Origin of the sequence: Streptomyces sp. ISL-11 (assembly GCF_018614525.1) — a bacterium.
GTDB lineage: Bacteria > Actinomycetota > Actinomycetes > Streptomycetales > Streptomycetaceae > Streptomyces.
Map to the genome: position 1 here is coordinate 81686 of NZ_JAGGOL010000027.1, position 25729 is coordinate 107414.

At 73.9% G+C, this 25729-nt stretch carries 19 protein-coding genes; 3 read left to right on the top strand and 16 right to left on the bottom strand.

Annotated features, from left to right (window positions below):
* Window positions 1–138: 138 nt before the first annotated feature.
* The 10 genes from J7E86_RS07320 to J7E86_RS07365 form a co-directional block, all read right to left on the bottom strand.
* A complete protein-coding gene (locus J7E86_RS07320) occupies window positions 139–846 on the bottom strand; it encodes a 4'-phosphopantetheinyl transferase superfamily protein (RefSeq protein ID WP_215080689.1) in 708 nt (235 codons plus the stop codon).
* The gene (locus tag J7E86_RS07325) at window positions 846–4844 is read right to left on the bottom strand and encodes an amino acid adenylation domain-containing protein (protein WP_374223773.1); all 3999 of its coding nucleotides are present in this window, start codon (window positions 4842–4844) and stop codon (window positions 846–848) included. Before J7E86_RS07325 ends, J7E86_RS07320 begins: the two co-directional genes overlap by 1 nt.
* Window positions 4841–5071: a phosphopantetheine-binding protein gene (locus tag J7E86_RS07330; RefSeq protein WP_215080690.1), complete on the bottom strand. Its 231-nt coding sequence runs from the start codon at window positions 5069–5071 to the stop codon at window positions 4841–4843. The genes J7E86_RS07325 and J7E86_RS07330 overlap by 4 nt, the downstream gene beginning before the upstream one ends.
* 7 nt (window positions 5072–5078) lie before the next feature.
* Entirely contained in the window at window positions 5079–5711 is a 633-nt protein-coding gene (locus J7E86_RS07335; protein WP_215080691.1) for an isochorismatase family protein, read from the bottom strand.
* Window positions 5712–5803: 92 nt separating this feature from the next.
* The gene (locus J7E86_RS07340; protein ID WP_215080692.1) at window positions 5804–7459 is read right to left on the bottom strand and encodes a (2,3-dihydroxybenzoyl)adenylate synthase; all 1656 of its coding nucleotides are present in this window, start codon (window positions 7457–7459) and stop codon (window positions 5804–5806) included.
* Window positions 7456–8682 (bottom strand): isochorismate synthase DhbC, encoded by a 1227-nt coding sequence (dhbC, locus tag J7E86_RS07345; protein WP_215080693.1) that lies wholly within the window; start codon window positions 8680–8682, stop codon window positions 7456–7458. Before dhbC ends, J7E86_RS07340 begins: the two co-directional genes overlap by 4 nt.
* 187 nt (window positions 8683–8869) lie before the next feature.
* Window positions 8870–9649: a 2,3-dihydro-2,3-dihydroxybenzoate dehydrogenase gene (locus J7E86_RS07350; protein ID WP_215080694.1), complete on the bottom strand. Its 780-nt coding sequence runs from the start codon at window positions 9647–9649 to the stop codon at window positions 8870–8872.
* A gap of 221 nt (window positions 9650–9870) precedes the next feature.
* Window positions 9871–11856 (bottom strand): prolyl oligopeptidase family serine peptidase, encoded by a 1986-nt coding sequence (locus tag J7E86_RS07355; protein ID WP_215080695.1) that lies wholly within the window; start codon window positions 11854–11856, stop codon window positions 9871–9873.
* 5 nt (window positions 11857–11861) lie between these two features.
* Window positions 11862–13220, bottom strand: coding sequence for a M20/M25/M40 family metallo-hydrolase (locus J7E86_RS07360; protein ID WP_215080696.1), 1359 nt, complete (start codon window positions 13218–13220; stop codon window positions 11862–11864).
* 8 nt (window positions 13221–13228) lie between these two features.
* Window positions 13229–14062, bottom strand: coding sequence for a M55 family metallopeptidase (locus J7E86_RS07365; RefSeq protein WP_215080744.1), 834 nt, complete (start codon window positions 14060–14062; stop codon window positions 13229–13231).
* Between the two features lie 157 nt (window positions 14063–14219).
* Between J7E86_RS07365 and J7E86_RS07370 the strand changes: the two genes are divergently transcribed.
* Window positions 14220–14666: a hypothetical protein gene (locus tag J7E86_RS07370; RefSeq protein WP_215080697.1), complete on the top strand. Its 447-nt coding sequence runs from the start codon at window positions 14220–14222 to the stop codon at window positions 14664–14666.
* A gap of 174 nt (window positions 14667–14840) precedes the next feature.
* Here J7E86_RS07370 and J7E86_RS07375 read toward each other — a convergent pair whose 3' ends face one another.
* Window positions 14841–15224 (bottom strand): ATP-binding protein, encoded by a 384-nt coding sequence (locus J7E86_RS07375; protein ID WP_215080698.1) that lies wholly within the window; start codon window positions 15222–15224, stop codon window positions 14841–14843.
* Window positions 15225–15429: 205 nt separating this feature from the next.
* On the opposite strand from J7E86_RS07375, the gene J7E86_RS07380 reads away from it, so the two are divergent.
* On the top strand, window positions 15430–15930 hold the full coding sequence (locus tag J7E86_RS07380; protein WP_308312507.1) for a rodlin: 501 nt from the start codon (window positions 15430–15432) through the stop codon (window positions 15928–15930).
* A 228-nt stretch (window positions 15931–16158) separates the two neighbouring features.
* On the opposite strand, the gene J7E86_RS07385 is transcribed toward J7E86_RS07380, so the two are convergent.
* From J7E86_RS07385 to J7E86_RS07405, 5 genes are all read right to left on the bottom strand, one after another.
* A complete protein-coding gene (locus tag J7E86_RS07385) occupies window positions 16159–16881 on the bottom strand; it encodes a class I SAM-dependent methyltransferase (protein WP_215080699.1) in 723 nt (240 codons plus the stop codon).
* 84 nt (window positions 16882–16965) lie between these two features.
* The gene (locus J7E86_RS07390) at window positions 16966–19323 is read right to left on the bottom strand and encodes a SpoIIE family protein phosphatase (protein ID WP_215080700.1); all 2358 of its coding nucleotides are present in this window, start codon (window positions 19321–19323) and stop codon (window positions 16966–16968) included.
* A 163-nt stretch (window positions 19324–19486) separates the two neighbouring features.
* Window positions 19487–21955: an MFS transporter gene (locus tag J7E86_RS07395; protein WP_215080701.1), complete on the bottom strand. Its 2469-nt coding sequence runs from the start codon at window positions 21953–21955 to the stop codon at window positions 19487–19489.
* Between the two features lie 187 nt (window positions 21956–22142).
* Complete coding sequence (locus tag J7E86_RS07400) at window positions 22143–22586, bottom strand: SRPBCC family protein (protein ID WP_215080702.1); 444 nt, start codon at window positions 22584–22586, stop codon at window positions 22143–22145.
* Between the two features lie 296 nt (window positions 22587–22882).
* The gene (locus tag J7E86_RS07405; protein WP_215080703.1) at window positions 22883–23500 is read right to left on the bottom strand and encodes a HEAT repeat domain-containing protein; all 618 of its coding nucleotides are present in this window, start codon (window positions 23498–23500) and stop codon (window positions 22883–22885) included.
* A 351-nt stretch (window positions 23501–23851) separates the two neighbouring features.
* Between J7E86_RS07405 and J7E86_RS07410 the strand changes: the two genes are divergently transcribed.
* Window positions 23852–25663 carry a 3-hydroxyacyl-CoA dehydrogenase family protein gene (locus J7E86_RS07410; protein ID WP_215080704.1) on the top strand — a complete coding sequence of 604 codons (1812 nt, stop codon included), beginning with the start codon at window positions 23852–23854 and terminating at the stop codon, window positions 25661–25663.
* The last annotated feature ends 66 nt before the right edge of the window (window positions 25664–25729 follow it).

Here is a 25729-nt window from a genome sequence, read left to right on the forward strand (position 1 = left end):
TTGGGGGCACCCCCAGCGGTAGCTGGGGGAGATTGAGGACGCGCCCGCAGGGCGCCCGCCGCCGCAGGCGGCACAGACGGCCCGCAGCCGAAGATCCGCGGACCGTATCGTCCGCACCACCGCTGCGCGGCGGTGTCCTCAAACGCCGGACGGGCTGAAAGCGACCGCGACCGCCGCCGCGTACCCCCGCCCCACCGCCACATCGGTCAGCGCCCAGCCGCCCGGTGCCCCCGGGACGGGCCCCGCGCCGACGTAGGTCACCGACGGGTCCTCGGACAGGCCGGTCCCGGTCCCCTTGAGGTACGCCTCCTTGCGCGTCCAGCAGCGCGCGAAGGCCGCCGGCCGCTCGGGGCCCGCGTGGGCGGTGATCTCGGCGGTCTCGTCGGGGTGCAGCATCCGCGCCACCTCGTCGATGACGCCGGGGCCCTGTTCCTCCTCCACGTCCGCGCCGACGGGCGTGGAGGCGAAGGCGAACAGCGCCAGGTCTCCCGCGTGCGAGAGGCTGAAGTGGAAGGGCGCCCCGGCGACGGCCGGGCGGCCGTGCGGTCCCCCGCAGCCGGGGCACGGCTCGCGGACCGTCCCGACCGCCGCCGGGGCGAGGTCCAGATACGCGCCCAGGAGCTGCCGCAGTCCCAGGTGCGCCGCGACGTAGCGCTCCCGGTGCAGGTCGCGTACGAAGCCGGCGGCGCGTTCCCGTTCCCGGGCGTCGAGGATCCGCTCGTACTCCCCGGGCGGCGGGACCGGCCGGTCGCTCACGCGCAGCAGCCACAGCCGGGGAGGGCCCGGCGCCCAGACGCCGGGCAGCGGGTCCCGGCCGAGGACGCGGGGCGCCCCGTCCACGTGCATCAGTCGCTCTCCCCCAGGTGGCCGGTCACCGCCTCGACGACCTCCGCGAGCGGGCCCGGCCAGGTCATCCGCGCGTGCGCGCAGTCGATGTCGCGGTTGATCAGATTACCGGTGACGTAGGGCCGCCAGGCGTCGCGCGTCAGCCACTTCTCCGGGCGGGGCGCCACGGCGGTGAAGAAGAGGACGTCGCCGTCGTAGACGCGGTGCCGGTGGGCGCGGGTGAGCGTGGTGGTGTTGACGGCGACGTCGACGACGGCGCCGAGCGCGCGGCCGGTCAGCGCGGCGAACGCGCTGCCCTCCTCGCGGAGCCGGGCGGTGACGCCGTCGCGGGTGAGCGGCACGCCCTCGTCCCGCTCGCAGCCGGCGGTCTCCAGGAGCGCCGCCAGGGCGTCCGCCTCGACGGTGGCGGCGCGCCGCCGCCACTGGTCGGACGGGTAGGCGTCCATCATCGCCAGCAGTTCGACCTTCTCCCCCGCCTCCTGGAGCAGCACGGCGACGGTGTGGGCGAGGACGCCGCCCGCCGACCAGCCGAGCAGGCGGTACGGGCCGTCCGGCTGGAGCCGGCGGATGTGGGTGACGTAGTCGGCGGCCATCTCCTCCAGCGTGGCGGGGAGTTCGTCGCCGGGGAGCAGGCCGCGGGCCTGGAGCCCGTAGACCGGCCGGTCGGGGCCCAGGTGGGTGAGCAGCCCGGTGTAGCACCAGGCCAGGCCCGCCGCGGGGTGCAGGGCGAACAGCGGGGTGCCGCCGCCGGTGGCGCGCAGCGGCAGGACGACGCCGAGCGCCGACGCGTCGCCTTCTCCTTCGCCGCCCAGCCGCTCGGCGAGCGCCGCCGGGGTGGCGGCCCGGAAGAGCGTGCCCAGGGCGAGGTCGGCGCCGAGCGCCTCCCGTACGCGGGTGACGAGGCGGACGGCGAGGAGGGAGTCGCCGCCCAGGTCGAAGAAGCCGTCGTCGACGCCGACGTGGGGCAGTCCGAGGACTTCCGCGAAGAGACCGGTGAGGGTCTCCTCGTGGTGGCCCCGGGGCGCGCGTCCCGCGCCGCCGGTCACGGCGGCCGCGGGGGCGGGCAGGGCCGCGCGGTCCAGCTTGCCGTTGGGGCCGGCCGGGAAGGCGTCGAGGACGACGACAGCGGCCGGGACCATGGCGGCGGGCAGCGTCGAGGCGACGTGGGCCCGCAGCGCGGCGGGGTCGGGCGGACCGGCCTCGGCGGCGGCATCCGCCGAGGCCGGAGTCACATAGGCGACCAGGCGCGGGTCGCCGGGCCGGTCCTCGCGGACCAGCGCGCAGGCGGCGGCGACGCGTTCGTCGGAGACCAGCACGGCCTCGATCTCGCCGAGTTCGACGCGCTGGCCGCGCAGCTTCACCTGGCGGTCGGTGCGGCCGAGGTACTCGACGACGCCGTCCTGCCGCCAGCGGGCGAGGTCGCCGGTGCGGTACATGCGCGTGCCCGGCCGGCCCCAGGGGTCCTCGGCGAACCGCTCGGCGGTGAGGTCGGGCCGGCCGAGGTAACCGGTGGCGAGCTGGGCGCCGGCGAGGTGCAGCTCGCCGGGGACGCCGGGCGGGCAGGGCCGGCCGGCGGTGTCGAGGATGTAGAGGCGGGTGTTGTGGACGGGGCGGCCGATGGGTACGGGCCCGCTCTCGCCCGGCACGCAGGTGTGGTGGGTGACGTCGACGGCGGCCTCGGTCGGCCCGTAGAGGTTGTGCAGCGGGACGCCGGGGAGCCGGTGGTGGAAGGTCTCCGCCGTGGCGCGCGGCAGCACCTCCCCGCTGCTGAACACCCGGCGCAGGCCGGTGCAGCCGGCCGCGCCGGGCTCGTCGAGGAACAGCTGGAGCATGGAGGGCACGAAGTGGACGGTGGTGACGCCCTGTTCGCGGATGGTGCGGGCCAGCCGCGCGGGGTCGCGGTGGCTGCCGGGCTCGGCGACGACGAGGGTGGCGCCCTCGCGCAGCGGCCAGAAGAACTCCCACACCGAGACGTCGAATCCGATGGGCGTCTTCTGCAGGACCCGGTCCTCGGGCGTGAGCCGGTAGCGGTCCTGCATCCAGCGCAGCCGGTTGTCGATCGCGGAGTGCGGGACGACGACGCCCTTGGGGGTGCCGGTGGATCCGGAGGTGTGCAGGACGTAGGCGGGGTGCTGCGGGGTGAGGGCGCGGCCGGGGTCGGTGGGCAGGTGCGCGGCGAGGGCGGCCCGCTGTGCGGGGTCGTCCAGGGCGAGGGCGGGCGGGGCGCCGGCGGGCAGCGCGGCCAGGCCGGCGAGGTCGGTCACGACGCAGGCGGGCCGGGCGCCGTCCAGGACGGCGGTGAGCCGCGCGGACGGGTGGTCGAGGTCGAGCGGCAGATAGGCGCCGCCCGCCTTGAGGACGGCGAGCAGGGCCACGACGAGGTCGGTGGAGCGCGGCAGGGCCACGGCGGCGAGGGCGCCGGGACCCACGCCGAGGGTGGTCAGGTGCCGGGCCAGGCGGTTGGCGCGGGTGTTGAGCTCGCCGTAGGTGAGGCTCTCGGTGCCGCGGACGACGGCGGTGGCGCCGGGGGTGCGGGCGGCGCGGGCCTCGATCGGGCCGATGAGGGTGGTGGGCGGCAGCTCGGCGGCGGTGTCGTTGAAGTCGACGAGGACCTGCTGGCACTCGGCGTCGGTGGCCAGCGCGAGGGCGCCCAGCGGGCGGTGCGGGTCGCTGTCGGCGATGCGGGTCAGCAGGTCGAGGAAGCGGTGCTGGTGGGCGGCGAGTTCGCGGCGGCGGTACAGGGCGGGGTTGCCGTCGTAGTCGACGCGCAGGCCCGAGCCGTCGGCACGGTCGTAGATGTTGACGGTGAGGTCGTCCACCGGCCCGGAGGCGAGGTTGTGCGCGTCGGAGCGGGCGCCGGCGAAGGTCAGCCCGTAGTCGAAGGGCATGACGTTGACGAGCGGGCCGACCAGGGCGCGGCCCTCGCCGAGCAGACCGAGGTCGCGGCGGATGTCCTCGTGGCGGTAGCGCTGGTGGCGGCGGGCGGCGCGGATGCCGAGGACCACCTGGCGGGTCAGCTCGGCGAAGGTGGTGTCGGCGGTGACCGTCAGCCGCAGGGGCAGCACGTTCATGACCATGCCGGGGACGCGCAGGGCGACCGAGCCCATGCGGCCCATCATCGGCAGGCCCAGGACGACGTCCTCGCTGCGGGTGGCGCGGGCCAGGTAGAACGCCTGGGCGGCGAAGAGCACATCGGTCCAGGTGGCCCGTACGGACGCGGCGAGGCGGCGCAGCCGGTCGGTCGCGTCGGGGGCCAGGTGGGCGGTGCTGCGGACGGAGGTGCGCGAGGGCAGGGCGGTGCGGCCGGCGAGGGTGGAGGCCGCGGGGCGGTCGGCGAAGAGGCCGAGCCAGTGGGCGCGGTCGCGGGCGCGGGTGCCGGAGGCGCGGTAGGCGGTGTCCTCCTCGACGAGGGCGGCGAGCCGGCCGAAGGGGCTGGCGCCGGGGTCGGCGCCGGTGGCGAGGGCGGAGTAGACCTCGGCGACGCGGCGGGCGACGAGGGAGTGGCCGTAGCCGTCCAGGACGGCGTGGTGGGCCCGCTGGTACCACAGCCAGCGCCGGTCGCCGACGCGGAAGAGGGCGTGGGCGAAGAGCGGGCCGGCGGCGAGGTCGAAGGGCTCGGCGAGGTCGGCGCGCATCCAGGCGAGGGCGACCGCGTCGGGGTCGCCCTGGTCGCGCAGGTCGGCGGCGTGCAGGGGGAAGCCGTGGCCGGGCGGTTCGACGGCGATGGGCAGCTGGCGGGGGCCGTCGCCGGTGTCGGCGAGCCGGACGCGCAGGGCGTCCGCCTCGCCGACCGTGCGGTGCAGGGCGTCGGCGAAGAGGACGGGGTCCACCTCGCCGTGGATCTCGATGTACTCGGCGGTGTTGAGGGCCGGGCTGACCGGGTCGAGTGCCTGGGCGAACCACATGCCCGCCTGGGCCGAGGTCAGGGGCAGCCCCTCCGGCGCGGGCGAGGGCCGCGCGCCGGAGGGGGTGAGCCGGTCGAGCGTACGAACGTTCACGTCCCGGCCCCCAGCAGGGGCGCCCACTGCTCTATGGCCGGCTGCTCGGCGAGCTCGACGAAGGTGACCGCCGTGCCGTGGTCGCGGCGCCAGCGCTCGACGAGGGTCATGATGCGCACCGAGTCGAGCCCGTAGTCGACGAGGTTCTCGTCGTCGGGGATGTCCGCGGGGTCCTCGCCGAGGACGTCGGCGACATCGGCCCGGATCTGTTCGAGGGTGAGAGCCATCGGAGTGTCATGCCCCTTCGAAGAGCCGGTCGGTGGTGGTCACCACGGCGCACTTGGCGGCGGCCCAGCGCAGGGCCATGGCGTGGTCCTCGGCGGAGAAGTCGGCGACGGCGTCGGCGACGAGGAACGGCCGGATGTCGCGCATCCAGGCGTCGGCGGCGCTCATCAGCACGCCGATGTGCGCGTACACCCCGACGACGATCAGCTGGTCGCGGCCCTGTGCGGCCATCCGCTCGGCGAGGTCGGTGCGGACGAACGCGCTGTACTTCCACTTCGTCAGGACCGTGTCGCCGCCGGCCGGGGCGACCTCGGCGGCGATGGCCTTGGCGTGCGCGTCGTCGGGCAGGCCGCGGCCCCAGAAGTCCTGCTGGAGACCGCGTTCGGCGGCGCTCTGGCCGCCGGGCTGGGCGGAGTAGACGACCGGGACGCCGAGGCGTTCGCAGTCCTTCTTCACGGCGGCGACGTTGGCGAGGAGCTCGGTGAACGGCGAGGCGCCCGGCTCGAACGCGTCGAGGAAGTAGTTCTGCAGGTCGTGCACGAGCAGCACGGCCCGGTCGGGGTCGACGGTCCAGTCGACCTTGTTCGCGGGCAGGTCGGACGCGCTGGGCATCGGATAGGGAGCAATGGCCGGCAGTGCCATGAAGGGCCTTTCAGGTGCGGGAGGTCTGCCTCGTAGGGGTGGTTCGGTCACCGGGCGCGGGCGGTCGCCGCCCGGCGTCGGGGCCGCCCCGCTCAGCGGGGCGGTGACACGGAGCTCAGCCGGGAGGCGATCGCGGCGCGGAGGTCCTTCTTCGACACCTTGCCGATACCCGTCTGCGGGAAGCGCTCCACGAACTCCACCCGGTCGGGGACCTTGTAGGCGGCCAGGCCGCGCTCGCGGACGAACTTCTTGATGGCCGGGGACCTCACCGGTTCGGCGCCCTCGCGCAGGACGACGTAGGCGCAGGTGCGCTCGCCGAGATAGTCGTCGGGCATCGAGACGACGGCGGCGTCGTGGACGGCCGGATGGGCGAGGATGTGGTTCTCGATCTCCTCGGCGGCGACCTTCTCGCCGCCCCGGTTGATCTGGTCCTTGGCCCGTCCCTCGACCACCAGGTGGCCGGTCTCCGTGCGCCGGACGATGTCGCCGGTGCGGTAGAAGCCGTCCTCGGTGAAGGCCGTCGCGTTGTGCTCGGCCGCCCGCCAGTAACCGCGGATGGTGTACGGGCCGCGGGTCAGCAGGTGGCCGGTGGCGCCGACGGGCAGGTCGGCGTCGGCGTCGTCGACGACGCGGATCTCGTCGTCGGGCGAGATGGGGCGGCCCTGGGTGGTCACGATGGTCTCGTACGGGTCGTCGAGCCGGGTGTAGTTCACCAGGCCCTCCGCCATGCCGAAGACCTGCTGGAGCGTGCAGCCGAGGGCGGGCGTCACCCGCCGGGCGGCCTCCTCGCTGAACTTCGCGCCGCCGACGAGCAGCACATCGAGGCTGGAGAGGTCGTGCGGGGTGCTCGCCGCGGCCTCCGTCCACACCAGCGCGAGCGGCGGTACGAGCCCGGTGATGGTGACGCCCTCGCGCTCGATCAGCGGAAAGGCGACGTCGGGGCTCGGCTGCGGGGCGAGGACGACGCGGGCGCCGGCATGGAGCGCGCCGAGCGTGCCCGGGGAGCTCAGCGGGAAGTTGTGGGCGGCCGGCAGCGCGCAGAGGTAGACGCTGTTCTCGTCCACCGCGCAGATCTCGTTGGAGCCCCGCAGGGAGTAGATGTAGTCGTCGTGGGTGCGCGGGATGAGCTTGGGCACGCCGGTGGAGCCGCCGGAGAGCTGGAGGAAGGCCAGGTCGTCGGGGGCCGGGCCGTCCTGGAGGGGGGCGGTGTCGCGGGGCACGTCGCGCAGCGCGGTGTGCTCGCCCGGTTCGCCCACGACGAAGACGTGGCGCAGGGTGGCGACCTCGGCGCGTACCTTCGTGGCCAGTTCGCGGTGGTCGAAGCCGGCGGCGACGTCGGGGATGACGTAGGCGACGGCCTCGGTGAACGCGCAGAAGTGGCGGATCTCGCTCTCGCGGTGCGCGGGCAGCGCGAAGACGGGCAGGGCGCCGATGCGGAAGAGCGCGAAGACGACCTCGAAGAACTCGGCGACGTTCGGCAGCTGGACGACGACCCGGTCGCCCTTGGCGATGCCGCGGTCCAGGAAGCCGGCGGCGAGCCGGTCGGCGCGCTCGTCGAGCTCGCCGTACGTCCAGGCCCGGCGCTCACCGGCGGGGTCGACGATCGCGATCCGGTCCGGGTGGGCCGCCGCGCGCTCGCGGAGCATCCGTCCGAAGGTCTCGCCGCGCCAGTAGCCGGCGGCGCGGTAGCGCTCGGCGTACTCGGCGGGGTGGGCGGGGGCGTCCTGGGTGAGGGCCTGCGGGCTCATCGGCCGGTCTCCTGCTGGTCGGCGCCGACGGCGTCGAGGAACGTACGGAACTTGGCGGCGGTCTCGGCGGTCTCGGACTCCGGCGAGGACTGCTCGACGACGCCGGCGCCGGCGAACAACCGCAGGGTGCGCCCCTCGGCCTCGGCGCAGCGGATGGTGACGACCCATTCGCCGTCGCCGCTCGCGTCGCTCCAGCCGACCATGCCGGTGTAGGCGCCGCGGTCGAAGGGCTCCAGCTCCCCGATGACCTCGCGGGCGACATCGGTGGGGGTGCCGCAGACGGCCGGGGTGGGCTGGAGGGCGGAGGCCAGTTCCAGGGCGGAGACGGCGGGGTCGGCCAGGTCGCCGGTGAGGGTCGTGGACAGGTGCCACATCGCGGCGGTGCGCACCAGCGTGGGGCGGGCGGGCACGTCGAGGCCGCGGGCGAAGGGGGCGAGGGCGTCGCGGACGGCGTCGACGACGACGGCGTGCTCGTGGAGGTCCTTCTCCGACCGGAGCAGGGCCGCGGCCCTGCGGACGTCCTCGGCCAGGTCGGCGCTGCGGGGCGTGGAGCCGGCGAGCGGGTTGGCTATGAGCCGGCCGCCGCGGCGGGCGACGAGGAGTTCGGGGCTGGCGCCGAGGAGGGTGCGGCCGGGGCCGGAGGGGACGGCGAAGGTGTAGCCGGAGGGGTCGCGACGGGCGAGGCGCTGGAGCAGCGCGGGCAGGTCCACTTCGCGGTCGGAGCGCAGCTCCAGGGTGCGGGCGAGGACGACCTTGCCGAATTCGCCGCGCTTCATGCGGCGTACGGCCTCGGCGACGGCCGCGCCGTAGACGGCGGGCTCGGGTACGGGCCGGATGTCCCAGCGGGCGGCCGTGGGGGCGGCGGCGGGCAGGGCGATCAGCGGGTCCTCGGCGAGCGGCGCGGCCCACCGGGTGGTCCCGGGCACGGCGAGCGAGGCGGCCGCGGCGGGGTCGAAGGGCACGGCGCCGATGACGACGGGCGCGGGGTTGCCGGCGAGCAGTTCGGCGTCGAGGGTCTCGGTGACGCGCCGGGTCAGGGGCGTGTCACCGTGGGGCACCTCGGCGCGGACGCCGCGGGCGAGGAGGGTGCGGGTGGGGGACGCGAAGAAGCGGGCGTCGCCGGGCTCGTAGGCGTCGAGCAGCGAGGTCGCGGCGCCGACGGTGCGGTGGCCGGGTCTGTCGGACGCCGTTCGCGGGTCGGCGACGTGGTGAGCCGTGGTCACCTTGCTGCTCCGTTCCTCCGGTGGGTCCCACCGGGTTTGTGGGGTGGTGAAGTGGGCGGGGCGAGCCGCCTTGTGGGTGGCCGGAGCTCCGGTTTTTCAAGCCCGTCCGGCGATCGAGGACACCGCGCTTCAGCGCGGCCGGGAGCCGGGGCGGCGCCCCCGGGTCAGGAGCGCGGCGGACGGGCCGTCAGGCCCGCAGCGTCGCGCCGCCGTCGACGTACAGGTCGTGCATCGTGATGTGCCGGGCCCGGTCGGAGACCAGGAACGTCACCGCGTCGGCGACGTCCGCCGGTTCGGCGATCCGCCCGAGGGGGATGCCGACCCGGTAGGTGGCAGGGTCGCCCTCGACGACCCGCTCGGGCGCCTGCTCGTCGGTCCACAGGCCGCGCTGCATGGCGGTGTCGGTGGAGCCGGGCGAGACGACGTTGCAGCGCACTCCGCTGCGGGCCAGTTCCAGGCCGAGGCACTTGGTGAACATCGTGGCGGCGGCCTTGGACGCGGCGTACGCGGCCATGCTGGTGCGCGGCACGCCGGCGGCGTTGGAGCCGACGGTGACGATGCAGCCGGCGCGGCGTTCGCTCATGCGGCGGGCGACGGCCCGTGAGGTGTGGAAGACGCCGGTGGAGTTGACGGCGAAGGTGTGCTCCCACACGTCGTCGGTGATGTCGATGACGGGGGACGTGCGCAGCACTCCGGCGACGTTGACGAGGATGGCGAGCGGGCCGACGGTGCGCTCGACCTCCTCGACGACGGCTTCGACGGCGGAGCTGTCGGCGACGTCGGCGGTGTGGGCGGTGACGGTGTCCCGCCCGTACTCGGCTTCGAGGTCCTTGATGCCGTCCGGGGTCAGGTCCAGGGCCGCCACGCGCGCTCCCCGTTCGACGAGGGCGCGGGTCACGGCCTCGCCTATGCCCTGGCCGGCGCCGGTGACCAGCGCGACGCGGCCGGCGAGTTCTGACTGCTGCACGGCGGTTCCCCCGATTCCATTCGAGCTAAGGCAAGGCTTACCTTACATGACCGTTTCGACCGAAGTGAACGGCCCACAGGGGCTGAGGACATGCCTCGGCACCCACGCGCGTCGGGCGCGCGGGCGCGAAACAAGGCTTAGGTTAGGCTAACCTCAGGCTCTTGCCTATAGGGAGGCGCCCCCGGCGCACGCCCCTGCTCACCCGAGGCCGGGGCGACCGCTCACTTCACGAGCTCCAGTACGGGCGTACCGGGCGCGGTGAAGCCGAACGTCTGGGCGTACAGCGAGAGTTCCGCGTGCAGCACGCGCACCCTCGTCTCGGCCCGGCGGAAGCCGTGGCCCTCCCCCTCGAACGTCAGATACGCGTGCGGCACCCCGCGCCCGGCCACGGCCTCCAGGAACCGCTCGCTCTGCTCGGGCGGGCAGATGGGGTCCGCCAGCCCCTGGAGCAGCAGGAAGGCGGCCGAGACCCGGTCCGCCCGGTACAGCGGCGAGCGGTCCCGGTAGCGGTCGGGCACCTCGTCGAGCGGGCCCACCAGGCTGTCCAGGTAGCGCGACTCGAAGTCGTGCGTGCCTCCCTTCGCCCAGGTCAGCAGGTCCAGCACGGGGTAGAGGATGGTGCCGCAGGCGTACAGGCCGGTGGCCACCAGCGAGGACGCCGCCGTCCAGCCGCCGGCGCTGCCGCCGCGGATCGCCAGCCGGGCGCGGTCGGCCGTGCCCTCCTCGGCGAGCGCCTCGGCGACCGCCGCGCAGTCCTCGACGTCGACCGTCCCCCACCGCTCCCGCAGCCGTTCGCGGTAGGCGCGCCCGTAGCCGGTCGAGCCGCCGTAGTTGACCTCGGCGACGCCGATGCCGCGCGAGGTGAAGTAGGCGATCTCCAGGTCGAGTACGAGCGGCATCCGCACGGTGGGACCGCCGTGCGCCCACACGACGTACGGCGGCAGCTCGTCGGACGGCCCCGTGTGGTCAGGGCTGTGCGGCGGGTAGAGGTGGGCGTGGATCTCCCGCCCGTCGGGGCCGGTGAAGACCCGGATCTGCGGCTCGGGGTAGTACGCCGGGTCCACGCGGTCGGTGTGCGGGGCGCCGATGACGCGGGCCCGGCCGGAGCGGACGTCCAGCTCGACCACTTCGTACGCGCTGCGGGGGCTCGCGGCGACGCCGATGGCGCGGGTGCCGCTGACGGTCAGGGTGGCCGCCCACTCGGTCCACGGGCCCGCCGCGTCGACGACCTCGCCCGTCTCGGGGTCGAGTACGCCGAGGACGGCGGCGCCCCGGCCGTGCACGACGGCGATCGGACCGCCGGGCAGCGGCGCGAACCAGCGCAGTCCCGGCACCCAGAGCGGCCCCGCGAACTCCTCCTCACGAGGGCACAGATTGACCGCGCGTCCGGTGACCGGGTCCACGCGGTGCAGGTTCCACCAGCCCGTACGGTCGCTCGCCGCGATCAGCGAACCGTCCGGTGCCCACTCCACCTGGGCGACGGATTCCTCCGGCCCGCCCATGACGGTCCGCGCCCGCGCGAACCGCCCGTCCTCGGTGACCTGGGCGACCTTGAGTTCGGTGCCCTCCCAGGGCATGCGGGGGTGGTCCCAGGCGATCCAGGCCACCTGCCGGCCGTCCGGGGAGAGCCTGGGGCCGGTGACGAAGCGGTGCCGGTCGTCCGACAGCTCGCGCACCGCGCGGCGGTCGGCGGCCGCCGAGCCGTCCAGGGGCACCGCCACGATCGTCCGGCGCACATCGCCGGGCCCCTCGCCCGTGAACTCCTCCAGCACGCACCACACTTCGCCGAGCTCCGGGCGCGGGAGGGGGTCCGCCCAGCGCAGCCCGCCGCCGACCGGCGAGAGCGGCGTCAGGGGCCGGGGCACGGCGCCGGGCGCGTCGGGCTCGTAGGCGTAGAGCCGCTGGTCGGTGAAGTGCGTGAAGACCACCAGCGGGCCGCCGGCCTCCCGGGCCGTCGCCGCCCAGGGGCAGCCGCCGTACTCGAAGAGGCGGTTGCGGACGTTCCACGGCGCGGCCAGGACGGACGCCTCCGTGCCGTCGGCCCGCCGCCGCACCAGCGTGAAGCGGCCGGCCTCCACCGGGCGCGGCGCCACCCACCACACCTCGTCGCCGACCGTGGCCACGAAGTCCGGCCGGCCGCCGTGCGACGCGGCGAGCTCGGCGTGGATCGGCGACTGCCACGCTCCGTAGGGCGCCGTGGACACCATGATTGCTACGCCTCCTCAGGACGGTCCATCAGGAAATGATCCAGCACCCGGGTGCCGAAGTGCAGTGCCTCGGCGGGCACCCGTTCGTCGACGCCGTGGAAGAGCGGCTGGTAGTCGAAGCCGGGGGGCAGTCGCAGCGGGGCGAAGCCGTAGCCGGTGATGCCCAGGCGGGCGAACTGCTTGGCGTCCGTGCCGCCCGACATGCAGTACGGCACCACCCGGCCCTCCGGGTCGAAGCGCTCGATGGCCGCCCGCATCCGCGCGAACACCGGGGCGTCCACGGGCGCGGCCAGCGAGGTGTGCCGGTGGTGGAACTCCCACCGCACCGCCGGCCCGGTGAGCTCGTCCATCGTGGCGAGGAACTCCTCCTCGCCGCCGGGCACCACCCGCCCGTCCACATGGGCGACGGCCGTGCCCGGAATGACATTGACCTTGTAACCGGCCTTGAGCATGGTCGGGTTGGCGCTGTTGCGGACCGTCGCGGCGACCAGCGCACGGGCCGGGCCGAGCTTGTCGAGCAGCTCGTCGACGTCGAAGCCGGGCGCGTCCGGGTCGGCCTCGATGCCCTGCGCGGCAGCGATGGCCGTCAGCGCGGCCCGCACAGTGGGGGTCAGCCGCACCGGCCACCGGTAGGCGCCGATCCGGTCGACGGCGGCCGCCAGATGGCTGACCGCGTTGTCGCCGTTGACCTTCGAGCCGTGGCCGGCGGTGCCGTGCGCGGTGAGTCTGAGCCAGGCCGTGCCGCGCTCCCCCGCCGCCACCGGGTAGAGCCGCAGGCCCCCGGCGCCGTGGAAGGTGTACCCGCCGGACTCGCCGATGCCGATGGTGCAGCCCTCGAACAGCCCGGCGTGCTTGTCGGCGAGGAACCCCGAACCGACGTCTCCGGTGTCCTCCTCGTCGGCGGTGAAGGCCAGCACGATGTCCCTCGGCGGCCGCACCCCGGCGCGCGCCCAGGCCCGTACGATCGCCAGGACCATCGCGTCGGTGTTCTTCATGTCGACGGCGCCCCGGCCCCAGACCACCCCGTCGCGGATCTCGCCGGAGAAGGGGTCGACGGTCCACTCGGCCGGATCGGCCGGCACCACGTCCAGGTGGCCGTGGACGAGCAGGGCGTCCGCGTCCGGGTCGGCGCCCCGGATCCGGGCGACGACGTTCGTCCGGCCCGGCGCCTTCTCCAGCAGCGTCGCCTCGATGCCCGCCTCGTCCAGCTTCCCCGCCACGTACTCGGCGGCGGGCCGCTCCCGGCAGTCCCCGTCGCCCCGGTTGGTGGTGTCGATACGGATCAGCTCCGAGGTGAACCGCACCGCCTCGTCCAGCGCCTGATCGTCGATCCGCTCCTCGGACAGCACGCCGGTGTCAGTCATCGCGTTCCTCAGCCATATTGCTCCTCCACCGCGGCCGACACGACGGTGGTGACCGCCTTGAAGGCGCGGATGCCCTCGTACATGGTCGGCGTGGTGTAGGAGACCCGGCGCTCACCGCACTGCTCGACACCCGGCACACAGGTGGCCTGACCGGCCAGGTGCTCGGCGTCGAACTCCATCTCCACCGTGAACGGCCCGCCCCGCACCGGCTCGTACCGCACCGCCAGCGCGGCCCCCTCCCGGGCCGCGGCCCGGATGTCGGCGGCCGTGCGGGCGGGGGTGCGGCACACCGCCGCGTACCGCGAGACATAGTCCTTGACGGCGACCGAAGGCGCCCCGGGGGCATACCCCTTGGCGTCCTCACAGGTCCGGTCGTCCCCGGTCACCAGCACCACGGGCACACCGTATTCCGCGACGACCAGAGAGTTGAGCAACCCCTCGCTGGCGCGCGCGCCGCCCACCCACACGCCGGTGAGGGAGTTGGCCAGGTAGGTGTGCGCGAGCACCCCCTCGGCACCCGCCGCCGCGTGGTAGCCGACGAACGCGACACCGTCCACGTCGCCGTGCTGCACCCCCTCGACCATGCTCAGGCTCTTGTGCTTCCCGGTGAGCATCTGCGCCCGTTCGTCGAGCTTCTCCAGCAGCAGATTGCGCATGGACCAGTGCGCCTCATTGACGACCACCTCGTCGGCGCCACCGTCGAAGAACCCGGCGATCGCCGCGTTCACGTCGGAGGTGAACAGGTGCCGGCACCGCTCCCACTGCGATGCCCCGGGCAGCACGTCGGCGGGCCAGGTGACGCCGGTGACGCCTTCCATGTCCGCGGAGATCAGGATCTTCACCATTCACCCGTTCTATCGCAGGCGGGGTGGCGGCGCACCGGTGCGGAGGGGAGTTGTCGGACGGCGGCGCGCGCGGCGGTCGGGGGAAGGGGGCATCCGACACCGAACCGGCCATGAGATATTTGTTCGATTGTCGGACGGTGGAGGGGGAGAGGACATGAGGGCGAGACTGAGAGAGACCGCGGTCGAGCTGGCCGAGGTGTTGTGGCGGGAACACATCGTGTACCGGGACAGGTCCGGGCACGTGGTCATCCGGGGGGAGCACGTACAGCGGTGGATCAGCCTGGCTCCCGCGGGGGGCCATGACGAGATCCTCGTCCGCGCGGGCCGCATCCTCGACGGGGGTACGACCGCCCCCGCGCGCTCGGAGGCGGTCGTGCCGCTCTCCGCCGGGACGAGCGAGCTCGCCGCCGCCTGCCGCCGCCTGCTCGCCGAGACCGCCTCCGACCCCGCGCCGCACAACCCGCGGCCGGCACGGCGCGTGGGGTCGCGCCGTGTCCCCCGGGGGCGTCACACGGGCCTCGGCTCCTGGCTGGTGATCACCTGTATGGCCGCGCTCATCGCCGCCTGCTTGTACAGCACTTGGGTGACGAGCGGCCGGTAACGCTCCGTCAACCCGCCGCGGGGGCCGGCAGCACCGCGCGAGAGCAGGGGCCCGCCCACGGAGGGAGTGGGGTCGGCGGGGTCGTGGCGGAGGACGCGCGGCGAGCGGCTCGGCCGGGGCGTGGCCGCTCGATCGCGCGGCGATCGCCCGCCACACCCCGGCGCGAAGTCCGCGTCAGCTCAGGGGCAGGCTCTTCACCGGGAGCGAGTCCGTCGGCAGACCACCGGTCGGCAAGCCGCCCTCGGCGGCCGCCTTCGCGGTCCCACCGAGGATCTCGCCGGCCGGCCCCGCGACATCACCGGTGGCCTTCACGGTCGGGCCGACCGCCCCGCCCGCCACCGGTACGGCCTTCTTCACGGCCTTGCTCCCGGCGTCTCCGGCGAGTCCCGTCGCCTTCTGCGCCGCCCCGTCCACGGTGGCACCCAGGGTGCCGGGGTCGACGGCGCTCAACCCGCCGAGATCCGGTGCCGCCGGCAGTTCGGCGGCGTGCGCGGCGGCGGTCGATCCGGCTGCCAGGGCGGCTGCGGCAAGGGTGGCGGCGGCAAGAGCTCGGCGCATCGGGTCTCCTCCAAGAAGGCGGTGGGCTTTTACGACTTGAACGACCGGCCGATCGTCAGGACACGCACGGACCACCCCCTGCCCGACTTGACCATAAGTGACGTAAATGCGACGAATGGGTGAGGGTTCGGAACCGCATGACTTTACCGGAGTTGCTCAGGTCAATCCCCACCCGGCAGCAACCCCACGCTCGAAAGGCACGCCCGTGCTCAAGAAGGTATGCGCGACAGTCGCTCTCACGGCCGCCGCCGCCACCATGGCCACCGCTCCCGTCCTCGCCGCCGGGGACGGCCAGGACGTCGCGAACGGCAACGGCGCGAGGACCGGCTACGGGAACACCGTGACCGGTGGACACGCCAGCCCGCAGATGAGCGGGGTGCAGGGCAGCCTCAACAAGCTGTGCGTGCCGATCGGGAAGCTCGGACTCCAGTCGCTCCTGCTGATCAACATCGGCCTCCAGGACATCCCGGTCCTCACCTCGCAGCAACAGCAGCAGTGCACCGACACCTCCACGATCAACGACGGCGACGACCCGCTGAGCCACCTCGTCGACGAGATCGCCGTCCTCTCGGGCAACGGCTCCGGCAACCGCACGCACCACCGCTACGACCACCACCACGAGCACCACGAGCGCGACCACCACGAGCAGGGTCACCACGGGGACGGTCACCACGGGCACGACCACCGCGGGGGCGGTCACCATTAGGCGGTGTCCGGCGGATCTTCGGCCGCGGGCCGTCGTTGCCGCCTGCGGCGGCGGGCGCCCTGCGGGCGCGTCCTCAATCTCCCCCAGCTACCGCTGGGAGGTGCCCCCAGACGGGCTTGATTCGGCTGGGCTCAGCCGCTTCAGCCTGTTGGGGGCACCCCCAGCGGTAGCTGGGGGAGCTTGAGGACACAACACAGCAGTCCGTCCGGCGATTGCGCCGGTACGCCCTCAGCCGCGCCCGGCCACGAACCAGCGCGCCGGGAGATCGATCCGCGTGCCGTCGCGGCGGCACTCCGTCATGACCAGCTCGGTGCGCCCTTCGGCGAGGAGTTCCAGACCCGCCGACCGGAGCAGCGCCGGGACCTCGTCGTCGGTCGCCTCGGCGGGGGTCAGGCCGTGCGCGAACACCCGCCGGAGTTTCTCCGGCGGGCCGCCCGGCTGTTCCGCGAGGTCCCGGAGCACCTCCTTGGCCGCCGGAGTCAACTCGACCACGAAGGCCCGGCCCGCGGTACCGATCAGCTCCGCCACGGCGCCCGCGACCGGGGCCCGGTGCTCGGGGCGGCTCTGGTGGATCACGGCCCGCATGTAGACATTGCCGTCACCGAGCCGCTCGTGCAGCGCCCGTACCCGCTCCGCGTCCGCCAGGTCGAGCTGCTCGTACCGCGCGACGCCGGCCCGGTCGGCGCGGCGCGCCAGCTCCACCGCGGCGTGCGAGAGGTCCACGCCGAGGGCGCGCGGGAAGCGGGTGGCCAGGTGGCGGGTCTGGGTGCCGTTGCCGCAGCCGAGGTCGAGGATGGGCAGCCCGGGGTCGGCGACGTACGGCTGGAGCAGGTCCAGGTGGGGGGCGGCGGTCAGCGCGGGGTCCGAGTCCCAGATCGCCTCGCCCGGCACGTCGGAGGTGTTCCCCCAGAACCCTTCCCAAGCCTCGGTGTACCGCTGTGCTTCGGTCATGCCCGCTCCCCGGTCGGCCGTGTGACGGATCGTCGAAGTCTTGACTACCCGTCGCACGGCCGATCAAGGCCCTGACGCCGATTTTCACGCCATGTTCGACCCGGGGCGCGCGGCGCGGATCAACGACTGTTCGAACCAGACCGTCTTGCCGTCCCTGTCATGGCTCGCGCCCCACTCCCGCGCCAGGCCGCCCAGTACTCTCAGCCCCCGCCCGAACTCCTCGGCCGGGCCCGCGCCGATCAGCGCCGGGAGCCGGTGGTCCTCGTCGGTGACCTCGCACAGCAGCGATTCCGTACGCACCAGCCGCAGCCCCACCCGGCGGGAAACGGTGTGCCGCACGGCGTTGGTGACGAGCTCGCTGACGAGGAGCTCGGTGGTCCCGGCCGCCTCCGCCAGACCCCACTCCAGCAGCCGGTCGCGGACGAGCCGGCGGGCCCGGCCGGCCGCGGCGGGCTCCCGGTCCAGCTGCCACTGGGCCACGTGCTCCGGCGGGATGCCGTTGAGCCGGGCCATCAGCAGCGCCACGTCGTCGTTGCGGCCGTCGGCGGGGTTGAGGGCGCGGATGATGGTGTCGCAGGCGTCGTCCATGGACGCGGCCGGGTGGGCGGCGGACTCGCACAGCGCGGCCAGGCCCGTGCCGATGTCCTGGCCGCGGACCTCCACCAGCCCGTCCGTGCACAGCACCAGCCGGTCGCCCGGCGCCACCCGTACCCTCGCCGTCTCGAACGCCACCCCGCCCACCCCTATCGGCGCACCGGTGGGCAGCGTCAGCAGTTCACTGCGACCGTCCTCGGCGCGGACGAGCACGGGCGGGATGTGCCCGGCGTTGGCGATGCGCAGCTCCGAGCGGACCGGGTCGTAGACGGCGTACAGGCACGTGGCCAGGTAGTGCTCGCCGAGTCGTTGCGCGAGGTCGTCGAGGTTGCGCAGGAGCTGCTCGGGCGGCAGGTCGAGGGCGGCCATGGTCTGCACGGCGGTGCGCAGCTGGCCCATCATGGCGGCGGCGTTGAGGCCGTGACCCATGACGTCGCCGACGACGAGCGCGGTGCGCGAGCCGGGCAGCTTGATGGTGTCGAACCAGTCGCCGCCGACCCGGCCGAGGCGGGTGCCGGGCAGATAGCGGGTGGCGGTGTCGCAGCCGGCCATACGCGGCGTGAACTGCGGCAGCATGCTGTCCTGGAGGGTCTCGGCGACGTTCTCCTGGTAGGTGTACATGCGGGCGTTGTCGAGTACGAGGCCGGCGCGCGCGGCGAGTTCGGCGCCGGTGGTGCGGTCCATGTCGTTGAAGGGTTCGCGGCCGTCGCGCCGCATGAGGACCATGAAGCCGAGGACGACGTTGCGCGCCTTGAGCGGGACGACCAGCATGGAGCGGCCGTTGATCAGGGGCCGCAGGTCGCGCTTCTCGAACTGTCCGGAGATGCGGTTGCCCAGCTCCTCGCTGATGCGCGGGATGAGCACGGGCTCACCGGTGACCATGCACTGGAAGAACGGCGTGTGCTCGGGGAAGGCGATGGCCTCGCCGACGGGGACGGTGTCGTCCCAGCGGCCGGGTTCGTCGTTGTGCTCGACCCAGACGCGGTGCCAGACGGTGGTGACGTCGGGCGGGCCGTCGGGGAAGCCCTCGCCGGCCAGGACGGCGGCGCGCAGGTGCGTACCGGCGAAGTCGGTGAAGCGCGGCACGGCGGCGCTGGTGACCTCGCGGATGGTGCGCTCCAGGTCCAGGGAGGTGCCGATGCCGCCGCTGACCTCGTTGAGGAACTCCAGGCGCTCGCGCACGGCGGCGTATTCGAGGTCCGGTGCGAGATCCGCGTCGCCCGCGGGAGGCACGGCGTCCCCGCCGGCGGCGGCCGCCGTCCGCCGGGACCGGCGCTCGACGTACTTCGGCAGGCCCCAGTCGGGGGTGACGGGGAGGCGCTCGCTGTGGTTGATCTCCAGGACGGGGTAGCCCAGTTCGAGTACCTGCTCGGCGATGCGTCCGCTCATGGCGGGGCCCATGCTGGGCAGGATGTCGGGCAGCCGGCCGGCGAGCCGCGCGGCTTCGGGGAAGTCGGTGTGCGGGGCGAAGGCCGGTGACAGCCGGCCGTCGGCGCCGCCGTCCGGGTCACCGGCGTCGGAGGCCAGTACGAGCAGCCGTTCCGGGCCGGATCCGACCAGGGGATACGCCCACCACAGCACATCGACGGGCCCGCGCCCGGAGTCGGTGAGCCGGGCCCGGCCGCAGCTGGGATAGCCGTGGGCCGCTGACAGCGCGCCGCTCACGGGCATCAGATCGGTGGCGGCGCTCCCGACGGCCTCCTCGCGGGTGTGGCCGAACAGCCTGCGGGCGCCGCTGCTCCAGTGCGTCACCAGCCCGGCGAAGTCGACCACGGCCACCGCGAGCGGGATCCGTCCTGGGGCTGCTCGCCGCTGCGCGGGTACGGGATCCGGCCTGCCACGGTCCATGGGCGGTTGCTCCTTCGTACGCGTACGCAAGATCTGCGCCACCACTACCACCGTAGGGCCCGGGACGGTCCGGGCGGGAGCCATTGGCGAAGATGCCGTGCGCCGGGGGGCCTCCACGCCCCCCGGCGCACGTCGCGTACCGGCTCACCCCGGCCGGAACCGGCTAGTCGGAATGGCCCAGTTGAAGATCCCGTTCGGTGCGGCCGCCACCCGCGACCTGCAACACCGTTGCCACGGGCGGGTATCCGGCGGCGATGACGGTGTACTCGCCCGCCGAGAGGTCCACGAAGCGGAAGGCGCCGTCGGCTCCGGTGGTGGCGAAGTCGACGACGTTGCCCGCGGCGTCCAGGAGCGTGACGCGGGCGTCCTCCACGACCCGGCCGGCCCCCGCCCGTACGACGCCGCGCAGCACGGCACCGCCCGCCAGCTCGATGTCCTGGCGGGTCTCGCGGCAGGACTGCACGGTCACCGGCAGGGCGGCGGGCCGGAAGGCGGGGGCGCTGGAGGCGAGGGTGTACTCGCCGGCGACCAACTCCGAGATCACATAGCCGCCTTCGCGGGCCGTGCGGGTGGACGCGACGACCTCGCCGTGCACGTTGGTGAGGGTGACGAGCGCGTCGCGCACGGGGTTGCCGTCGGGGGTGAGCACGGTGCCGGCGAGGCGGCCGGCGCCGCCGAGGACGACGTCGAGCTCCACGGGCCGTTCGCCGATGGAGACGGTGACGGCCTGCGGCTGATGGCCCTGGGCGGCGGCGATGAGGACGTACGAGCCGGTGCCGGGGGTACTGAAGGCGTACCGCCCGTCCTCACCGCTCGCACCGCGCCCGATCTGCTGGCCGCGGACGTCGATGAGGGTCAGGGCGGCACGCGGGACGGTGGTGCCGTCCGGGTGCTGGACCGTGCCCGTGACGGGGATGCCCGCGACGAAGGCCGCGGGGGGCAGGGGCGCCTCCTCCGGCGGCGCGGGGCGCGCGGACGGGATGACTGGGGCTTCGGATGCGTTGTGGGACACCAGGGGTTTCTCTTTCAGCAGGAAGGCGAGTAGAAAGCCGAGGATGAGCACCGGTACGAGATAGAGGAACAGCCGTGGCATGGCGTCGGCGTACGCCCGTACGTAGCTGTCGCGCAGGGCCGCGGGCAGCGCGTGGACCAGCTGCGGGGTCAGGGAGTCGGGCGCGGGCAGGCCGGCCCGGTGCGGCAGTTCGTCGGCGAGCCGGTCGGTGAGGCGGCGGGCGAAGAGGGTGCCGAAGACCGCCGCGCCGACGGAACCGCCGATCTGGCGGAAGTAGTTGTTGGCGCTGGTGGCGGTGCCGAGGTCGGCGGGGCTGACGGAGTTCTGCACCGCGAGGACGAGGACCGGCAGCGCGAGTCCGACGCCGATGCCGAGGATGCCCATCCACGCGCTGTAGACGGCCCGTTCGGTGTCGGTGTCGAGATGCGAGAGCAGGTACATGCCCACCGAGGCGATGGCGCCGCCGAGGACGGGGAAGAGCTTGTAGCGGCCGGTGCGGCTGATGAGCTGGCCGGTGACGAGCGAGGCGAGGACGACGCCGCCCATCATCGGCAGCATCAGCAGCCCCGACTCGGTGGCGTCGGCGCCGTCGACCATCTGGAGGAAGGTCGGCAGGTAGCTGGCGGCGCCGAAGAGGGCGAGGCCGACCGCCGCGCCCATGAGTCCGCAGACGGTGAAGACCGGATCACGGAAGAGCCGCGGTGGGATAATCGGTTCTGCAACGACGTTCTCGACCGCGAGGAACAGCAGCGCGGTGCCGACCGCGCCGGCGGCGAGGCCGAGGATGACGCGGGACCTCCACTCGTACTCCGTGCCGCCCCAGGTGGTCAGCAGCACCAGGCAGGTCGAGAAGACCATGAGCAGCAGGGCGCCGACGGCGTCGAACCGTGCCCGGCGCCGGGGCCGGGGCAGCTTGAGGCCGAGGGCGACGACGGCGAAGGTGACCAGGCCGACCGGGATGTTGAGGTAGAAGCACCAGCGCCAGGAGGCGTGGTCGGTGCAGAAGCCGCCGAGCAGCGGGCCGGCGACGGAGGCGAGGCCGAAGGCGGCGCCGATGACGCCCATGAAGCGGCCGCGTTCCCGGGGCGGGACGATGTCGGCGATGATCGCCTGGACGCCGATCATCAGTCCGCCGCCGCCGATGCCCTGGACCACGCGGACGGCGATGAGCTGGTCCATGGTGGCGGCCCGGCCGGCGAGCGCGGAGCCGGCGACGAAGACGACGATCGAGAAGAGGAAGAGGCCCTTGCGGCCGAAGAGGTCGCCGAGCTTGCCGTAGACCGGCAGGACGGCGGTGGAGCTGAGCAGATAGGCCGTGACGGCCCAGGACATCCGGTCCAGGCCGTGCAGCTCTCCGACGATCTTCGGCAGCGCGGTGGCCACGATGGTCTGGTCCAGCGCGGCGAGGAGCAGGGCGAGCAGCAGCCCCGTGAAGACCAGGCGCACCCGGGCGGGGCCGAGCCGGGGTTCCCGCGAGGCCGGGGCCGGCTCGGGTGCGACGGCGGGCCGGTGGCCGGGCGGCGGCCCGGCGAGCCGGGCGCCGGGTGGTCCGTCGCTCTGCACCAAGGTGGTCCCGCGTGTGGTCCCGCCCACGTACCGCTCCCCTCGTCGCGCCTGCATCGCCGCCCTTTTCTCGCATTTCGCGACGACGGCTAGCAAGCGCGACGAATGACCGGAGAGTGCCCTCTGTGCGGCTTTTCGCCGGTCGGAGGCATACGGCACACCGTGGCGCCGCCGGGGAAACCACTCGAAACGGTGAAGCCCGGATCCTCGGCTTCCCCCGGGCCGGTCCGGCCCGTTCCCGGCCCTACTTCTCGACCTCCGCGGCGAGCTTGGCGAGCACGGCGTCGTAGATGCGGGCGAGACCCTTGGGCGCGAAGGCGCGCTCGAAGAAGCCGCCGATGCCGCCGGCGCCGTTCCAGACGGTGGAGACGACGACGTTCGCCTTGCCCTCACCGGCGGGGGTGACGGTCCAGGTGGTGACCATGGAGGAGTTGAGGTCCTTCTCGACCAGCTGCCCGGTGGTCGGCTCCGTGACCTCCAGCAGACAGTCGCGGACGCGCTTGCTGGTGGCCTGGAGCTTCCAGTGCACCTGGGTGCCCTCGCCGTCGCCGCCCTTGCGCACCTCGTACTCGCTGAAGTGCTCGGGCAGCAGCTTGGCCCGGGTGCCGGTGTAGTCCGCCAGCGCGTCGAACACCTCCTCCGGGTCCGCCGCGATGATCCGCTCCGTGGTGGCCTCGACCTGGCCCATGGCTTGTCCTCCCGGACGTCGTGCTGTGGCGTACCTGCCTTCGCGCCACAGCCAACCACCATCGCCACACCCGCCCAAATCCGGGTGGGGTCGCCGTTTGCGAACACGTGTCTGTGACCCACCGGGGCCGTGTCGTCCGCACCACCGCTACGCGGCGGTGTCCTCAATCGCCGGACGGGCTTGATTTCGGCTGAGCTCAGCCGAAATCAAGCCCGTCCGGCGATTGAGGACGCGCCCGCAGGGCGCCCGCCGCCGCAGGCGGCAAAGACGGCCCGCAGCCGCAGACCGGACATCTCCTATCCGAGCCGTGCCAGCGCTTCGTGGGCAACATCGCGTAAGCGATCATGGCGGCGGGCGGCGACCAGGACGTCCTCCGCCCGGCGGTCCCCCAGCGCCCCCAGGCCCTCGACGCAGGCTCGGGCCACCGGCCAGCAGTGGTCGCGGGCGGCCAGCAGGCGTTCCAGGGTGGAGATCAGCGCGGGCACGGACTCCGGGGCGCGCAGTTCGGTCAGAAGCCGGACGGGGTGGAGGGCGTAGGCCGTGCGCAGCGGATTCGTCGCGAGGGCGGCCGCCGCGCGCGCGGTGCGGGGGTCGCCGAGGCGGGCCAGGACGCGGGCGGCGGTGGCGCAGCGCACGGGTTCGCGGTAGTTCAGGAGGAGCACGAGGGTCTCGAAGGCGCGGCGGTCGCCCTCCGCGCCGAGGGCGAAGGCGGCGATCTCCCGCGCCCAGAGCGGTTGTTCGTCGGCCACCAGGATCGTGGCGAGCTCGTCGCGACGCCGGGCCCGGCGGTCACCGCGGGGGCCGGGGTCGCCCGCGCGGACGAGCGCGAGGAGCTCCTCGAAGGCCGCGAACTCGGCCGGGCCGGCCAGTTCGGCGCGTACCCGCTTCAACAGCGCGCGAAATTCGTCTTCCATTGCCCGCTCTCCTCCCCGAGTGGCCTGGACCACATCGTAAGTCGCGCGCTCGACCCCTGGCGCTCTTGGTTACCCGTGAGTTAATCTCCCGGCAAGAGCGGCACACCCGCTCGGGCGGCCTGGTGACGCAGCCGCCCTCGCTCCACTCGCTCAGACAGTGACGTCGGTTCGTCGGTTCGGCAACGTCATGACGGCAGGGCCCCGGGACAGGGCCCGCCGGTCGATCAACTCCCTTTCCGTGGGCGCTCCTTACCCGTACCCGGAAATCCCACGGTCGCCGCGGTCCGCCAGGGCCCGCTCACTCAACCGACGTATCCCCCGCACAAGGGGAACACCTTCTGGAGTCTCGCGATGGACCGTCCGTCCACCCCTGAGCCGTCCCCTTCTCCCCTCCGCACCGTCGCCGTCGTCGGCCTCGGCACCATGGGCACCGGCATCGCCGACGTGCTCACCCAGGCCGGCCGCGAGGTCATCGGCATCGACGTCTCCGAGGCCGCCGCCGCCCACGCCGTCCGGGCGCTGGAGATCTCCACCGCCCGCGCGGTGCGGCGCGAACGCATCACCGAGCCCGAGCGGCAGGCCGTGCTCGCCCGCTTCCGCACCTCCGCCGATCTGCGCGACGCCGCGGCCGCCGACCTCGTGATCGAGGTCGTCCCGGAGGACTACGCACTCAAGCATGAGGTCTTCACCGCCCTGGACGCCATCGTGCGTCCGGACACCATCCTGGCGACCGGCACCAACGCCCTGTCCGTCACCCGCCTCGCCGCCGACTCGGCCCGCCCCGAGCGCGTCCTGGGCCTGCACTTCTTCAACCCCGCGCCGGCCATGAAGCTGGTCGAGATCGTCTCCTCGGTGCTCACCGCCCCGGCCGCCGTCGCCACCGTCACCGAGCTCGCCCACGAGCTGGGCAAGGAGCCGGTCGCGGTCGGCGACCGGCCCGGATTCGTCGCCGACGGGCTGCTGTTCGGCTACCTCAACCAGGCCGCCGCGATGTACGAGTCGCGCTACGCCACCCGCGAGGACATCGACGCGGCGATGCGGCTGGGCTGCGGGCTGCCGATGGGGCCGCTCGCCCTGCTCGACCTGATCGGCATCGACACCGCCCGTACGGTCCTGGAGGCGATGTACGCCGCCTCGCACGACCGGCTGCACGCGCCGGCGCCGATCCTGGGCCAGCTCGCCGAGGCGGGACTGACCGGCCGCAAGGCGGGCCGCGGGTTCTACACGTACGACGCGCGGGACTCCGCCGTCGTCGTGCCGGACGACCGGACCCCGGGCGCGGCCGGGGACGGCGGTGCGGTGGTGCGCGACGTGCGGGCCGTCGGCGTGGCCGGGTCGGGCACGATGGCCAGCGGCATCGCCGAGGTCTTCGCCAAGGCCGGTTACCGGGTCGTGCTCGCGGCCCGTACCCCGGAGAAGGCGGAGGCGGCGAAGGAGCGGATCGCCGCGTCGCTGGCCAGGTCGGTGAAGAAGGGGCGGCTCACGGCCGCCGAGCGCGAGACCGCGCTCGCCGCCGTCACCCCGGCGGGCTCGCTCGACGCCTTCGCGGACGTCGATCTGGCCGTCGAGGCGGTGGCGGAGGACCTGGCCGTCAAGCAGCAGCTGTTCGCCGCGCTCGACAAGATCTGCAAGCCGGGCGCGGTGCTCGCCACCACGACGTCCTCGCTGCCCGTCGTCGCCTGCGCCCGCGCCACCTCCCGGCCGCAGGACGTGATCGGGATGCACTTCTTCAACCCCGCGCCGGCGATGAAGCTCGTCGAGGTGGTGCGTACGGTCCTGACCGCCGACGACGCGCACGCCACCGTCCGCGCGGTGTGCGCCCGGGTCCGCAAGCACCCCGTGGACTGCGGCGACCGGGCCGGGTTCATCGTGAACGCGCTCCTGTTCCCCTACCTCAACAACGCGGTGAAGATGGTGCAGGAGCACTACGCGACGCTCGACGACATCGACGCCGCGATGAAGCTCGGCGGCGGCTATCCGATGGGCCCCTTCGAGCTCCTCGACGTCGTCGGCCTCGATGTCTCGCTGGCCATCGAGAAGGTCCTGCACCGGGAGTTCCGCGATCCGGGGCTCGCCCCGGCGCCGCTGCTGGAGCACCTGGTGGCGGCGGGCTGCCTGGGCCGGAAGACGGGCCGCGGCTTCCGCGAGTATGCGAAGGCCTGACGGAACCCCGGGCTGGGGCGGCCTGCTCGAACCGGCCGGAGGTCCGCCCCGGCACACCGCCGCGCA

Bases quoted from the DNA above. Each gene is read 5' to 3' on its own strand.
- J7E86_RS07320 (WP_215080689.1), bottom strand. From the start codon at position 846: ATGCACGTGGACGGGGCGCCCCGCGTCCTCGGCCGGGACCCGCTGCCC.
- J7E86_RS07330 (WP_215080690.1), bottom strand. From the start codon at position 5,071: ATGGCTCTCACCCTCGAACAGATCCGGGCCGATGTCGCCGACGTCCTC.
- J7E86_RS07335 (WP_215080691.1), bottom strand. From the start codon at position 5,711: ATGGCACTGCCGGCCATTGCTCCCTATCCGATGCCCAGCGCGTCCGAC.
- J7E86_RS07340 (WP_215080692.1), bottom strand. From the start codon at position 7,459: ATGAGCCCGCAGGCCCTCACCCAGGACGCCCCCGCCCACCCCGCCGAG.
- J7E86_RS07355 (WP_215080695.1), bottom strand. From the start codon at position 11,856: ATGGTGTCCACGGCGCCCTACGGAGCGTGGCAGTCGCCGATCCACGCC.
- J7E86_RS07360 (WP_215080696.1), bottom strand. From the start codon at position 13,220: ATGACTGACACCGGCGTGCTGTCCGAGGAGCGGATCGACGATCAGGCG.
- J7E86_RS07370 (WP_215080697.1), top strand. From the start codon at position 14,220: ATGAGGGCGAGACTGAGAGAGACCGCGGTCGAGCTGGCCGAGGTGTTG.
- J7E86_RS07375 (WP_215080698.1), bottom strand. From the start codon at position 15,224: ATGCGCCGAGCTCTTGCCGCCGCCACCCTTGCCGCAGCCGCCCTGGCA.
- J7E86_RS07385 (WP_215080699.1), bottom strand. From the start codon at position 16,881: ATGACCGAAGCACAGCGGTACACCGAGGCTTGGGAAGGGTTCTGGGGG.
- J7E86_RS07390 (WP_215080700.1), bottom strand. From the start codon at position 19,323: ATGGACCGTGGCAGGCCGGATCCCGTACCCGCGCAGCGGCGAGCAGCC.
- J7E86_RS07395 (WP_215080701.1), bottom strand. From the start codon at position 21,955: ATGCAGGCGCGACGAGGGGAGCGGTACGTGGGCGGGACCACACGCGGG.
- J7E86_RS07400 (WP_215080702.1), bottom strand. From the start codon at position 22,586: ATGGGCCAGGTCGAGGCCACCACGGAGCGGATCATCGCGGCGGACCCG.
- J7E86_RS07405 (WP_215080703.1), bottom strand. From the start codon at position 23,500: ATGGAAGACGAATTTCGCGCGCTGTTGAAGCGGGTACGCGCCGAACTG.
- J7E86_RS07410 (WP_215080704.1), top strand. From the start codon at position 23,852: ATGGACCGTCCGTCCACCCCTGAGCCGTCCCCTTCTCCCCTCCGCACC.